The 13,567-nt window shown below is 63.9% G+C and carries 10 protein-coding genes; 7 read left to right on the top strand and 3 right to left on the bottom strand.

Annotation, left to right across the window (positions count from 1 at the left end):
• Nucleotides 1-61: 61 nt before the first annotated feature.
• Together VGK27_06060 and VGK27_06055 are read left to right on the top strand one after the other, a co-directional pair.
• Complete coding sequence (locus tag VGK27_06060) at nt 62-1,207, top strand: aminotransferase class V-fold PLP-dependent enzyme (protein HEY3489667.1); 1,146 nt, start codon at nt 62-64, stop codon at nt 1,205-1,207.
• Between the two features lie 25 nt (nt 1,208-1,232).
• Nucleotides 1,233-2,297 (top strand): HD domain-containing phosphohydrolase, encoded by a 1,065-nt coding sequence (locus tag VGK27_06055; protein ID HEY3489666.1) that lies wholly within the window; start codon nt 1,233-1,235, stop codon nt 2,295-2,297.
• Between the two features lie 13 nt (nt 2,298-2,310).
• On the opposite strand, the gene VGK27_06050 is transcribed toward VGK27_06055, so the two are convergent.
• Nucleotides 2,311-3,108 carry an acyl-CoA dehydratase activase gene (locus VGK27_06050; protein ID HEY3489665.1) on the bottom strand — a complete coding sequence of 266 codons (798 nt, stop codon included), beginning with the start codon at nt 3,106-3,108 and terminating at the stop codon, nt 2,311-2,313.
• The gene (locus VGK27_06045) at nt 3,108-4,175 is read right to left on the bottom strand and encodes a DUF362 domain-containing protein (GenBank protein HEY3489664.1); all 1,068 of its coding nucleotides are present in this window, start codon (nt 4,173-4,175) and stop codon (nt 3,108-3,110) included. The genes VGK27_06050 and VGK27_06045 overlap by 1 nt, the downstream gene beginning before the upstream one ends.
• A gap of 108 nt (nt 4,176-4,283) precedes the next feature.
• On the opposite strand from VGK27_06045, the gene VGK27_06040 reads away from it, so the two are divergent.
• The 3 genes from VGK27_06040 to cysS all read left to right on the top strand — a co-directional run bounded on the left by VGK27_06040 (nt 4,284) and on the right by cysS (nt 7,510).
• On the top strand, nt 4,284-4,772 hold the full coding sequence (locus tag VGK27_06040) for a CarD family transcriptional regulator (protein ID HEY3489663.1): 489 nt from the start codon (nt 4,284-4,286) through the stop codon (nt 4,770-4,772).
• 96 nt (nt 4,773-4,868) lie between these two features.
• A complete protein-coding gene (gene ispD, locus VGK27_06035; protein HEY3489662.1) occupies nt 4,869-6,038 on the top strand; it encodes a 2-C-methyl-D-erythritol 4-phosphate cytidylyltransferase in 1,170 nt (389 codons plus the stop codon).
• Nucleotides 6,039-6,052: 14 nt separating this feature from the next.
• Complete coding sequence (gene cysS, locus VGK27_06030) at nt 6,053-7,510, top strand: cysteine--tRNA ligase (protein ID HEY3489661.1); 1,458 nt, start codon at nt 6,053-6,055, stop codon at nt 7,508-7,510.
• Between the two features lie 6 nt (nt 7,511-7,516).
• On the opposite strand, the gene VGK27_06025 is transcribed toward cysS, so the two are convergent.
• Nucleotides 7,517-9,790 (bottom strand): hypothetical protein, encoded by a 2,274-nt coding sequence (locus VGK27_06025; protein HEY3489660.1) that lies wholly within the window; start codon nt 9,788-9,790, stop codon nt 7,517-7,519.
• 113 nt (nt 9,791-9,903) lie between these two features.
• On the opposite strand from VGK27_06025, the gene uvrB reads away from it, so the two are divergent.
• Nucleotides 9,904-11,895, top strand: coding sequence for an excinuclease ABC subunit UvrB (uvrB, locus tag VGK27_06020; protein HEY3489659.1), 1,992 nt, complete (start codon nt 9,904-9,906; stop codon nt 11,893-11,895).
• Complete coding sequence (uvrC, locus tag VGK27_06015; GenBank protein HEY3489658.1) at nt 11,861-13,555, top strand: excinuclease ABC subunit UvrC; 1,695 nt, start codon at nt 11,861-11,863, stop codon at nt 13,553-13,555. The genes uvrB and uvrC overlap by 35 nt, the downstream gene beginning before the upstream one ends.
• Nucleotides 13,556-13,567: the final 12 nt, after the last annotated feature.

Here is a 13,567-nt window from a genome sequence, read left to right as displayed (position 1 = left end):
TTCGTCCCGCTCCTGATAGCATAAGAGCTGGCACGGTATCCGATAAAGAGGGAGGGATCATTTGCCGATAGACGTCGGGCCTTACCGGGAGAAGGAATTCCCGGTCACGGCGAAATACGTTTACCTGAACCATGCCGGGGTTTCGCCGATTCCGGCCTCCTCTGCCGAGGCGGGGATCCAGGTGCTCACGCGGGCGCGAGACGAAGGCGCAGTGCGGCTCCGCAAGTGGGCCGAGACCGGCAACGAGGCGCGCAGGCGCTTTGCGCAGCTGGTTGGCGGGGACACCGAGGAGATCGCCTTCATCAAGAACACCTCGGAAGGGCTCTCGATCATCGCCGCCGGCTTTCCATGGAAAGAGGGCGACAACCTCGTCACCTCCAACGTCGAATTCCCCTCCAACATCTACCCATGGATGCGCCTCCAGTCGCGCGGTGTCGAGGTGCGGATGGTCGCATCTCGGGAAGGTCGCGTCCGGAAGGAAGACCTGTTCAAGGCTTGCGACGGCAAGACGCGGATGATCGCACTCTCGTCGGTCGAGTTTTCGAACGGATATCGAAACGACCTGTCCGGCATCGGCGAATATTGCCGGCGCCACGGGATCTTTTTCTGCGTCGACGGCATCCAGAGCCTCGGCGTCCTCCCGATGGATGTCAAGGCATACGGCATCGACGCCCTGGCGGCCGACGGCCACAAGTGGCTGCTTGCCCCCGAAGGCATCGGGGGGCTCTATGTCTCCCGCGACGTGCTGGAAATGATCGAACCCGTCATCCTGGGCTGGCATTCCGTGGCCAACCGCTTCGACTTCGAAACGTACGAATTCCGCCTGTCGCCGGATGCCCGCCGATACGAGCCCGGCAGTTTCAACACGGTCGGGATCGCCTCCTTGAACGCGTCGCTGGAGCTGCTGCTCTCGATCGGCATCGACCGGATTCGCGAGCGGGTCAGGCGCCTCACCGAGGCGGTCATCGAGGGCGCTCTCAAGGCGGGGTACGAGGTCCTCTCTCCCAGAAACCCCGAAGAGCGATCGGGCATCGTAACATTCAGGATACCCGGGGCAGATGCGGTCGCCCTGAGCAACGAGTTGCTCGCCCGCGGCTTTGTCTGCGCGCCACGCTCGGGAGGTTTGCGGGTGTCCCCGCATTTCTACAACACGGCCGAGGAGGTCGGGCGACTGTTCGAAGCCATCACCGAATCGCACACCATCTGAAGAACCAGTAGAGGGTATCCGGCGTATGGATGAAACGGCTCAGGTCGGCAGCATTCTTCTGGTGGATGACGACGTGGTCATCCAGTCGGTCTTCGGCGAATTCCTCAAGTCCAAAGGGCACGACTTCCTCTCGGCCTGCGACGGCGAGAATGGGTTGCGGATGGCCCGCCGCTTCCTGCCCGACCTGATCTTTCTCGACATCTCGATGCCGGTCATGGACGGTCTTGAGGCGTGCCGGCTGCTCAAGGCCGACCCGGCGACCCGGCGAATTCCCGTGGTGATGTTCACCGCATCGACCGATCGCGCCTCCCGGATCGAGGCGCTGAAGGCCGGCGCCGACGACTTCGTCAACAAGCCGATCGACGGCACCGAGCTGCTCGTCCGGGTGGCGAACCTTCTCAAGGTCAAGCGATACCAGGATTTTCTCGAGGAGCACAGCCGGATTCTCGAGGCGACAGTGGCGGAACGCACCCGCCAGCTTCGGGAAGCCCTCCTCGATACGGTCCAGCGGCTGACGCTGGCCGCCGAGTTTCGAGATGAAGACACCTACGTCCACGTCAAGCGGATCAGTTATTTCACCGAGGTCCTGGTCAAGGCGTTCGGGATCTCGCCCGAAGAAGCCGACATCATGTTTTACGCGAGCCCGATGCACGACATCGGCAAAGTGGGCATTCCCGACGCCATCCTGCTGAAACCGGGCGAGCTGACGGGGGGGGAGCGGGAGATCATCAAGGCGCACACCACGATCGGGGCGCGCATCCTCAGCGGCTCCGACAGCCCCTACCTGAAGTCCGCCGCGAAGTTCGCGCTATATCACCACGAGAGATGGGACGGCACCGGGTATCCCAGCGGGCTCAGGGGAGAGCAGATCCCGATCGAGGGACGCATCCTCAACATCATCGACCAATACGATGCCTTGCGGAGCCGCCGGCCGTACAAGCCGCCGCTGGATCACGAGACGACCCTTCGCATCATCGAGTTCGGAGACGGCCGGACCATGCCCGGCCACTTCGACCCGAAGGTGCTCGGCACCTTCATGGCCAACGAGGCCACCATCCATCGTATCTACGAAGAGCACCTGGAAAACTGAAAAAGGGCGGGTGTCAGTGCGGAGCCCGGCGTCTTTCGCGGGCGAACAGCGCCGCGCCGAGGGCGCCGGCGACCTGCGGTTCGTCGGGCACCAGCAACCTTACGCGAAGCCGTTCCTCGATGGCCTTCCGGGCCGCGCGGTTTTTCGCCACCCCGCCGGTCATGACAACGGGTTGGGCGACCCCGACACGGTCGGCCAGTGCGGCGATCCGCTCGGCGATCGCGGTATGGATCCCCCACGCGATATCTCCAGGGCTGGCGCCCGATGCGATCAGCGACACGACTTCCGATTCCGCAAACACGGTACACATCGAGCTGACGGCCAGCGGACGCGTCGCCTGGAGCGCCCGCTCCCCCATCTGCTCGAGGTCGACTTCGAGCGTTCTCGCCATCACTTCGAGGAAACGGCCCGTTCCCGCGGCACACTTGTCGTTCATCGCGAAGTCGCTGACCTTCCCGTTGGGGCCGATCCGGATGACCTTGCTGTCCTGACCGCCGATGTCGAGCACGGTGACGGCTTCGGGGAAAAGGTGACGCGCGCCCCGGGCGTGGCATCCGATTTCGGTCAGGGAAAGGTCGCTCCCGGGGACGCGTTCCCGGCCGTAACCGGTCGAGACGGTGAAGGCGATCTCGGCGGCGATCGCCCCGGCCGAAGCGAGCGCGGCCTTCATGGCTTCGGCATAGGCGCGGGCGATCGATGCGCCCGTGGCGACGACCGCCTGGCCGGCGATCTCGCCTTCTTCGGAAACGAGCACGATGTCGGTCGAAAGGGAGCCGACGTCGACGCCGGCGAACAACAACCCGCCCGGCATCAGATCGTCTCGAGCTTGTAGGCGCGCTTGCCCAGCCCCAGTTCTTCGCCGTAGGCGAGCTGGATCGTCCAGTCGATCGCAGGGTGGGTTTCGCGGAACGGATCTCGTCCGGCCGCCTTGATCACGAGATCGGCGCAGGCCTGATCGAGCGCGACCGGGTCATCGGATGCGAGGATTCCCACGTCGGGCGCCATCGGGCGGTCATTGTGACCGTAGCAATCGCAGTAAGGCGAGACCTGGTTGACGAAGGCGATGTAGAGAACGCGCTCTTTTTTGCCTTTCACCGCGCCCAGCGCGTGCTCGACCATCTTCTTCTGCACCGTGGCGGAGGCCTCGTTCCAGTTGACGCTGATGGTCTTTTCGGGGCAAAGGACGATGCAGTCCGCGCAGCCGATGCAGATCTTCGGGTCGATGAAGGCCGCCTCCGACACGATTTCGATGGCCCCGGCGGGGCAGTGGGCGATGCAGGTGCCGCAGGAGGTGCAATTTTCGGGCTTGACCACGGGAGCGACCGAGGAGTGCTGTGCGAGCTTCCCCTGCCTGGCTGCGCAGCCCATGCCCAGGTTCTTGATGGTGCCGCCGAACCCCGAAAGTTCATGCCCCTTGAAGTGGGTGACCACAACCATCGAATCGGCGTGGACGATCTCGCCGCCGACGGCGACTTCCCGGAAGATCTTTCCGTCGATCGGCACCTTGACCGCGTATTCGCCCCGCAACCCGTCCGCAATGACGAGAGGCGCATCGACGACCGAGTAGGCGAAGCCGTTCGTGATGGCGCAACGGAGGTGGTCGACGCTGTTGGCGCGGGAGCCGAGGTACAGCGTATTGGTGTCGGTCAGGAACGGCTTGCCGCCGAGCGCCGCTATCCGCTCGACGATCGCACGGACGAAGATCGGGCGGACGAACGACGTGTTCCCCTTTTCGCCAAAATGCAGTTTGACTGCGGTCAGCCCCTTCTTGCCGAGCTTGCTTTCAAGCCCGGATTTGTCTAGCAACTCCGCGATCTTGTCGAGCAGGCCGCGTCCCGGTTTCGCGGAAAAATCAGTACACCAAACAGTCGCACTCATGCAGGATTCCCCCTCGTTCCATTGACAGGATTCAAGTTGTCGATTATACTACGCTTCGAGTTGCAGCGTTGGTTTGCGCCCCCCCATCATCCTCGGAGGTTTGGACCCATGAGCTTCAAAGTAGGGGATATGGCCGTCTACCCCGCACAGGGTGTCGGAATCATCCAGGCCATCGAAACCAAGACGTTTTCCGAAGGCATGAAGGCCTCGTTCTACGTCCTGCGGATCCTCGACACGGGAGTCACCATCCGCATCCCGCGCGACAATGCCGACCAGGTCGGCCTCCGCTGCATCATGGACACCGGCGCGGTCACCTCCGTCTACAAGATTCTCAAGAAAAGGGAAATCGACGACGAACCCAAACCTTGGAACCGCCGTTATCGCGCGTATATGGACAAGCTCAAGTCCGGTTCGCCGTTCGAGATCGCCGAGGTGCTTCGCAACCTGTTGCTGCTCAAGGGCGAAAAAGTGCTCTCCTTCGGCGAACGCAAGATGCTCGATACCGCGCGCACCCTGCTGGTCAAGGAAATCTCCATCGCGAAAGAAGTTTCCGAGGAAGCCGTCGAAGCCGATCTGCGCCGCTTCCTGAACCTTTAGCACCAAAGATCTTCGGGCATTTCCCGAACGCATCACGAATAGCAGGCGCCGGCGGGTTTCCACCGGCGCCTTCATTTTATCCGAAGGGTGACTTGAATGGCCGGCACATGCGCCATCGTCGTCGCGGGCGGTTCCGGCCTCCGGATGGGAGCCGCACTACCCAAGCAGTTCCTCCCGCTCGGAGGGCGTCCGATTCTCGACCGAACGCTGTCCGCGCTCGCCGCTTCCCCCTCCATCGATTCGATCGTCGTGGCACTCCCGGCCGACATGCCCGAGCCGTGGCGCGACGCGATCCGGCAATATCCCAAGGTGGCCGCGGTCGTCGACGGCGGGGCCGAGCGGCAGGATTCGGTCCGGAACGCCCTCAGGGAGCTGCCGCCCGGGGTCGGCGTCATCCTGGTACATGACGGGGTGCGACCCTTCGTTTCGCAGGAACTTATCGAGAAGGTCGTGACCGAAGCCCACGTCTTCGGTGCGGTCGTTCCGGTGGTGCCGGTCACCGAAACGCTTAAGGTGTGGGACCCCTCACGGAAGTCCCTCATAACGGCAGACCGGACGACGCTCATGCGGGCCCAGACTCCGCAGGGATTCCAGGCCGACATCCTGCGCGAAGCCTACTCGAAGGCGCTCGAATCCGGATTTTGCGGCACCGATGATGCTTCCCTGGTCGAGGCGGCGGGTTATCCCGTCATGTCCGTTCCGGGGGACGACGCCAACCTCAAGATCACGACGCCCGACGAGTTGCGGATGGCCGAAGGGCTGGTCAGGGGCATTCCCGATCTCAGAGTCGGATTGGGGGGCGATGCGCACCGGCTCGCCGAGGGGCGGCCGCTCTGGCTCGGGGGCATACTGGTGCCGCATGATCGGGGATTGCTCGGGCATTCCGATGCCGACGTGTTGCTTCACGCTGTGGCCGACGCCATCTACGGGGCCATCGGGGACCGCGATATCGGCTTCCATTTCCCCCCAGGCGCCGAAGAAACGAAAGACATCTCCAGCCGCCAGATCGTGGCGCACGCCCGGGGCCGCATGGCGTCGCTCGGTTTTGGCCTGCTGGGGCTCGATGCAGTCGTGGTCTGCGAAGAGCCCCGAATCCTGCCCCTCGCCGAGAAGCTTCGTGCCTCCATCGCCGAGTTGCTCGGGGTGCCGGTCGACCGGGTGAGTCTCAAGGGCAAGACGACCGAGGGGATGGGCTTCGAAGGACGCAAGGAAGGGATTTCCGCCTGGGCCGTCGCGCTGGTTCGCGGCGAGGCCGGTCCGGCATAAACGGGGAGAATCGCATGGCGCTGACCATCTTCAATACGCTCGGCAACCGGAAGGAGCCGTTCGTCCCGATCGAGCCCGGCATGGTGAAGCTCTACCTATGCGGGGTCACGGTCTACGACCTTTGCCACATCGGGCATGCCCGCGCCAACGTCGCCTTCGACATCATCGTCCGATACTTACGATATTCCGGGAACCAGGTCATCTATGTCCGCAACTTCACCGACATCGACGACAAGATCATCAACCGGGCCAAAGTGCAGGGCACCGATTACCTGACCATCTCGAACCGGTACATCGAGGCCTTCTACGCCGATTTCGACCGGATGGGGCTGCTGCGACCGGACGTCGAACCCCGGGCCACCGAACACATCCCCGAGATCATCGCGCTCTGCGAGCGGCTCGTATCCGAGGGCAAGGCCTACCCGGTCGGCGGCGACGTCTATTACGCGGTCAAGGGATTCGAAGGCTACGGCAAGCTTTCTGGAAAGAACGTCGACGACCTGCTTTCGGGCGCGCGCGTCGACGTCGACGATCGCAAAAAGGACCCGCTCGACTTCGCCCTCTGGAAAAGCTCCAAGCCCGGCGAACCGTCCTGGGACAGCCCCTGGGGCCCCGGCCGGCCCGGGTGGCACATCGAGTGCTCGGCCATGGCCATGAAGCATTTGGGCGAGACGATCGACATCCATGGCGGGGGAAAGGATCTCGTCTTCCCCCATCACGAAAACGAGATCGCGCAGTCCGAGGCCGCCACGGGCAAGCCCTTTGCGCACTACTGGGTTCACAACGGATTCGTCAATGTAGACAACGAGAAGATGAGCAAGTCGCTCGGCAACTTCTTCACGCTTCGCGACGTGCTCAAGATCGTCAAGCCCGAGGTGCTGCGCTTCTTCTTCGCCTCCAGCCACTACCGCAGCCCGATCGACTATTGCGACCGGAACCTGTCCGAGGCCAAGGCGGGGCTCGACCGCCTCTATCGGGTCAAGGAAAAGGCCGAAGGGTACTTGGCGGCTGGCGCCTTCCCGTGCGCGATTCCCCCGGGAGAGGATTTCGCCCCGATTCGTGACGCGCAGATTCGTTTCCGGGACGCGATGGACGACGACTTCAACACTGCCGCGGCCATGGGGCACCTGTTTGATGCAGTCCGAGCCCTCAACAAGCTGGCGACCGGCGATCCCGCCGCTGAGCCGTCGAAGGCGGGCGCCTTCCTCTCGGGGTTCATGCAGATGAACCCGCTGTTCGACGTGCTCGGCTTGCTCCGGATGCCCTCGGCCGACTACTTCCGCAACGAGACGGCCGAAGGGGCGGACGGGCGAATGCCCGAATCCGAGATCATCGCGCAGATCGAGGCGCGCAAGGATGCACGCGTGCGAAAGGACTACGCCGAGGGCGACCGCATCCGGAAGGCGCTCGACGAGGCCGGCGTGCTGCTCGAGGACGGCAAGGCCGGCACCACCTGGAAATACAGGGACTGACCGCGGTCAGCGGAACAGCCCGAGCAATTTCCCCCAGAAGTCGCTACCCCCGGCCTCGATCGCACCGACGGCGCCCTGGTTTCCGCTTGTCCGGGTGTGGCCGACCTGGTCGATCGCGACCAGCCGGATCGGATCCAGCCACCAGTTCGTGGAGGTGGATGTGAAGATCCAGACGTTATCGCTCGCCTGTTCGCTCTCGGGGAGCGAGCCCCAGAATTCGTCTCCCAGCCGGACGCTGCCGAGACGGCCGCCGATCTCGTTGTCCAGACCGCGCCAGTAGTTGATCCACGGAGCATTTCGCTGGTCCGAGGGCCAGGTGCTGGCACCATAGTACCAGTCAATCCCCGAGTCCGGCCCCGGGGCGGTCCCGAACCCGCTGCCCAGGATCCCCCCCTTGTATGCCCGCATCCTCGAGAGCATGTCGTTCAGGAATTCCACTCCCCGGTAGATCGCGTCGGCATTGTCGAAAGTGATGGGGACGGACGCGCTCGCGTTGACGAAACTGACGGAGTAGTCGCCGGCCGGGATCGCGTTCGTCGAGCCGGCTCCCGGGGCGTACCAGAGGACCGCGAGCTGCCCGTTGTCGGTCCCGGCGGAGCGGATGGAGGCGTGCCGGCCGATCGACGACAGATCGAGCACCGAGGAGATAACGACATCCTCTCTATCGCCCGCCTTGGGGTAATGTCTCCGGCTGAGGCTGGTCCATTCGGGGATCGGGACGAGCATCTGGCTGAAATCGATCTTCCCTAATCGGTTGTAGCCGTAGCTGTAGAAGTGGAGCAGCGAGCCCGTGTAAAGGTCGTCGGCCGCGCCGTTGAGCGTGTTGCCGGCGACGATCGAATGCCAGATCTCGATGTATTCGACGGTGTGGGCGTCGCCGATGGTCGCCCCGATCCCGCCTCCGCCCATGTTCGGCTTCCCTCGAAAGCTGCGGGGCGTGCCGGTGACGCGGTTCTCGGCGATCGTGCAACTGCAGATCTGCAGGTAGCCGTTCGACATGTAGACGCCGCCGCCCCGGTAATAGAACTGGGCCATGGGGTTGTCGGCAATCGCGGGATTGTCCTCGACCACGTTCCGGGCGATGGTGCAGTTGGTCAGCGTCATGTTGTTCGTGTAGGAGATTCCTCCGCCGCCGCTGAAGACGCCGCCCCCGTAGGCATGCTGGCCCGTGATCCGATTTCCGGTGATCGCGCATTGCGAGAGCGACGAGTTTTCCCAGGTGTCGCGGCCGCCGACCGAGTAAGCGCCGCCGCCCGCGGCCCCGTACCCGTCGACGGTGTTGCCGGAGAGGATGCAGTTGCGCAACTCGAGCGTATCGGCATAGATCCCGCCGCCGTAGGCGCCGCGGTCCCGGCTGCCGTTCATGTCGCCCGAGGCCCGGTTCCCGCTCAGGGTGCAGTAGTCCAGCGTCGCTTTTCCCCAGACCGCGATCCCACCGCCGCGCGCCACCGTGTACGAAGCCACGTTGTCCACCACGATCGGGTCCGCGCTCGAAAAGCCGCCGGTGACCGCCACGTTCGTCATGGCGAGGTTGCCGTAGACGGCGAGCACGCGGGCACGGGCCGCGTTGTCGCCCCCCCACCGCAGGGTGACTCCCGCCGGCAGCCCGGAGGCGTCGATGGTCAGGTTCTTGACGGCGTATAAGGCGGATTTTCCATAGTCGCGATCGAGGAAATCGACGAAGACGCTGTTGTTGTCGTACGTTTCGCCCTTGAGCACCGAATGGTTTTCACCGACGATCCGGAGCGTGATCGCCTTCCCGGAGAGGTCGGGAGAAAATGTGATCACGCCATCGGGATCGAGAAGGCCGACGGCCGCCCTGAGCGTCATCTTTCCCAAGGGCGCTTCCGCGGGATCCTCGAGGCTGTTCACGACGAGTTGCGAGTAGCCGGCCGGGGAGGGTTCGAACCCGTCGATGTCCCCTCTCGTGATCGCGGATCCGTTCGAGGCGACGGCGCGATAGTAGTAAGGCCTCCCGGGGGCCAGGCCGGCGAGGGTGGCGGTGACGGTTATCGGCGATGTCCCGTTGTCGAGGGAGATATGGGGCGTCTCGACAGGAGAAGGGAACGAGGGATCCGTATCCCACTCGATCCAGCCGGTCGAGGAAGCGCTACCCGGGGAAAAAGCGACACGAAGCGTTGCGCTCGTCGTCGTGACGTTGTCGATGCCTTGCGAGACGAGGATCGTCCCGGCTGCAGCCGGGTTATCGTTCCCGCCCCCGCATCCCGCGATCGGCGACAAGACCAGACAACCCAGGGCCAACAGGACGAAACGCCTCAAGATCGACTCCTCCGAACCGGATTTCTGCGTGCGGTATACCCACGCATGATTGCAATATAACAACGACGACGCGAGGTGTCGCGTTCAATCCTGCGGGCGATATACTGATCACGATGGCTAACCAATTTGCGCTGAAATTCCCGTTCCCGCCTTCGGGCGACCAGCCGGCCGCCATTCGCGAGCTGGCCGACGGGTTGATCAAAGGACTGCCGCGTCAGGTGCTCCTCGGCGTGACGGGCTCCGGGAAGACCTACACGATGGCCAACATCATCGCGGAGACGAACCGCCCGGCGCTGATCCTCGCTCCCAACAAGACGCTGGCCGCCCAGCTCTACGCCGAGTTCCGGGAGCTCTTCCCCGACAATGCCGTCGAGTACTTCGTCTCCTATTACGATTATTACCAACCCGAGGCATACGTCCCGACGACCGACACGTACATCGAGAAGGATTCCTCGATCAACGAGCAGATCGACCGGATGCGGCACAGCGCCACGCGGTCGGTGCTGACGCGCACGGACGTCATCGTCGTCGCCTCGGTCTCCTGCATCTACGGACTGGGTTCTCCGGAGTTCTACCGGACGATGACGGCAAGGGTCGCGGTGGGGGATAGCATCCCGCGCAACGACCTGCTCCGACGCCTCATCGAGCTTCAGTACGAGCGCAACGACGTGGACTTCCATCGGGGAACCTTCCGGGTCCGGGGCGAGGCCGTCGAACTGTTTCCTGCCTACGAGGACGACCAGGTGCTCCGGATCGAGTTCGACGAGGACACCATCGAGCGGCTCCGCTACGTCGACCCGCTTCGCGGCGTGAAATTGCGCGACGTCAGCGACACGATCATCTTTCCCGCCAGCCATTATGTGACGCCTCCCGAGCATCTCGAGCGCGCCATGGTCGCCATCGGGGAAGAGCTTGAATCCAGGCTCGGCATCCTGACCGCCGGGGGGAATCTCCTGGAGGCGGAGCGCTTGAAGCAGCGCACGATGTACGATCTCGAGATGATCGCCCAGACCGGCTTCTGCAGCGGGATCGAAAACTACTCCCGGCACCTCGACGGCCGCGCGCAAGGCGAGCCGCCCCACACGCTGCTCGACTATTTCCCGAAGGACTTCATCGCCTTCCTGGACGAATCGCATATCACCGTCCCCCAACTCAACGGGATGTACAACGGCGACCGGGCGCGCAAGCAGACGTTGGTCGACTTCGGATTCCGGCTGCCCTCGGCGCTCGACAACCGCCCGTTGCGCTTCGAGGAGTTCAACGCGCGCGTCGGCCAGGTCATCTTTGTGTCGGCCACTCCCGCCGACTACGAACTGGAGCAAAGCGGGGGGGCGGTCGTCGAGCAGATCATCCGTCCGACCGGCCTCGTCGATCCGATGGTCGAGGTTCGTCCCGCGCGATCGCAGGTCGACGACCTGCTCCATGAGATACGGGATGTGGTGGCCCGGGAGGGACGCGTCCTCGTGACGACGCTGACCAAGCGGATGGCGGAGGATCTGACCGAATACTACGAAGGGCAGGGGATCCGGGTCCAGTACCTCCATTCCGACATCGTCACGATGGAGCGCCTCGACATCATCCGGAACCTGCGGCTGGGCAAGTTCGACGTCCTGGTCGGGATCAACCTGCTGCGTGAGGGTCTGGACATTCCGGAGGTATCGCTGGTCGCGATCCTCGATGCGGACAAGGAGGGCTTCCTGCGCTCCGCCCGCTCGCTGATCCAGACTTTCGGCCGCGCCGCGCGGAACGTCGGGGGGAGGGTGCTGCTTTATGGGGACGTCATGACGGGTTCGATGCGCGAAGCGATCGCCGAGACGGACAGGCGGCGGTCGAAGCAGTCGGCCTACAATGCGGAACACGGCATCACGCCCGAATCGGTGCGCAAGAACATATCGGAGCCCATGGGGAGGGTCGCCGAGTCCGATTACGTCACGGTTCCGGTCGACGACCGGTGGGAGTTCGCCACGCCGAAAGAACTGGCCCGAATGATGAAAAAGCTCAGGAAGGACATGGAGCAGGCTGCGAAAACGCTCGATTTCGAGCGGGCGGCCGAGATTCGCGATCGGTTGCTTGCGCTCGAGAAAGTCGAGCTGGCGGCCCGCTGATCCGATGGACGCGCTGGCCGACTGGAAATCGTTTCCGCGAGACCCCGGTGTCTACCTGATGCACGACGCGAAGGGCCGGGTGCTCTATGTGGGCAAGGCCAAGGATCTTCGCGCGCGGCTCTACAACTACACCCAGCCGGGCGGCGACGGCCGCCCCCAGATCCCGATGCTGCTTCGAAAGGTGGCGACGGTCCGCTGCATCGTCACTTCGTCCGAAAAGGAAGCGCTCCTCCTCGAAAACACGCTGATCAAGAAGCACCGCCCTCCCTTCAACATCGAGCTTCGCGACGACAAGGAATACCTGTTGCTGCGCGTCGACCTGGCCGAGACATATCCGCGTTTCGAGCTGGTCCGCCGGGTTTCGAAAGGGGATGGCGCGATCTACTTCGGCCCCTTCTCTTCCGCGCGCGACATCCGCGAGACGCTGCGGACGGTCCACCGCATGTTCCAGCTTTGCTCCTGCTCTCGGAGCCGGTTCGGAACCCGGAAGCGGCCTTGCCTCAACTACCAGATGGGGCGCTGCCAAGGGGCCTGCGCGGGCCTGGTCGTGCCGGAAGATTATCTGATCGTGGTCAGGAACGCGATCCGTTTCATGCGCGGCGACTACAAGGATCTGTTGAAAAACTGGAAATCGCAGATGACCGCCCTGGCCACCGAGATGCGGTTCGAGGAGGCGGCGGTCCTCCGGGACAGGATCGAACTCATCGCGCGGACGATGGTGCGGCAACGGGTCGTGCGGACCGTCCCGGGAGACGTCGACGCCGTCGGGTGGCATCGGGAGGGCGAGGTGGTCACCACCGCCATCCTGCACCTCCGCGATGGCCGGCTTTCCGACGCGCACACGTTCCACTTCGACGCCGAAGTCGCCGACGCGGAGGCGCTCTCGTCCTTCTTGTTGCAGCATTACGCCGAGGACGCCTTCTTGCCCGGCGAGTTGCTCCTTCCGTTCGACTCCGGCGACTGCGATCCGCTCGGATCCGTCCTTTCCGATCGGGCCGGGCATGGCGTGACCGTCCACGTTCCGAAGAAGGGGGAACGCGCCCGCCTGATCGACCTCGCAAACAGGAACGCCGGGGAGTCCCACCGGATGCGTAAAGAGAAAGAGGCCTCCTACGACCGGATCGCATCGAAATTGTCCGACATGTGCGGGCTGCCGCACCCCCCCATGCGAATCGAGGGGTTCGACATCTCCAACATCTCGGGGACCGAGGCGGTCGGGTCGATGGTGACTTTCGTCGGGGGGAAGGCGATCAAGAAGTATTACCGGAAATTCACCGTCCGCGGAATCGAGGGCCAAAACGATTTCGCCATGATGCAACAGGTGGTCCGGCGGCGATTCGCCCACGACGAGGACTTCGGCGGGATGCCCGACCTGCTCCTGATCGACGGCGGCAAGGGGCAGCTGGGCGCAGCGCTCCAGGCGATGAAGGAGGCCGGATTCGGGTCCGTCGCGGCGATCTCGTTGGCCAAGGAGCGGACGCGGGAAGGCGAGACCGTCTTCAGCGAACGCATCTTCCTCCCCGGGAGGAAAAACCCGGTCATCCCCCAGAAAAACGACCCCGTCCTCCTGTTGCTGATGCGCATCCGGGACGAGGCCCATCGCTTCGCCGTCTCGTTCCACCGGGCCCGTCGATCGAAGCAGGCCTTCGCGGGCCGGTAACTCTCCGACGGT

It is taken from the genome of Candidatus Deferrimicrobiaceae bacterium (genome assembly GCA_036504035.1).
In the GTDB taxonomy this organism is placed as follows: domain Bacteria; phylum Desulfobacterota; class Deferrimicrobia; order Deferrimicrobiales; family Deferrimicrobiaceae; genus JANXPS01.
Note: the sequence above shows the minus strand (reverse complement) of the source record. Positions and strands in the feature narration are given on the sequence as shown.

Excerpts from the sequence above, each read along its gene's own strand:
- VGK27_06055 (HEY3489666.1), top strand. The coding sequence starts at position 1,233 with ATGGATGAAACGGCTCAGGTCGGCAGCATTCTTCTGGTGGATGACGAC.
- VGK27_06050 (HEY3489665.1), bottom strand. The coding sequence starts at position 3,108 with ATGCCGGGCGGGTTGTTGTTCGCCGGCGTCGACGTCGGCTCCCTTTCG.
- VGK27_06045 (HEY3489664.1), bottom strand. The coding sequence starts at position 4,175 with ATGAGTGCGACTGTTTGGTGTACTGATTTTTCCGCGAAACCGGGACGC.
- VGK27_06040 (HEY3489663.1), top strand. The coding sequence starts at position 4,284 with ATGAGCTTCAAAGTAGGGGATATGGCCGTCTACCCCGCACAGGGTGTC.
- ispD (HEY3489662.1), top strand. The coding sequence starts at position 4,869 with ATGGCCGGCACATGCGCCATCGTCGTCGCGGGCGGTTCCGGCCTCCGG.
- cysS (HEY3489661.1), top strand. The coding sequence starts at position 6,053 with ATGGCGCTGACCATCTTCAATACGCTCGGCAACCGGAAGGAGCCGTTC.
- uvrB (HEY3489659.1), top strand. The coding sequence starts at position 9,904 with ATGGCTAACCAATTTGCGCTGAAATTCCCGTTCCCGCCTTCGGGCGAC.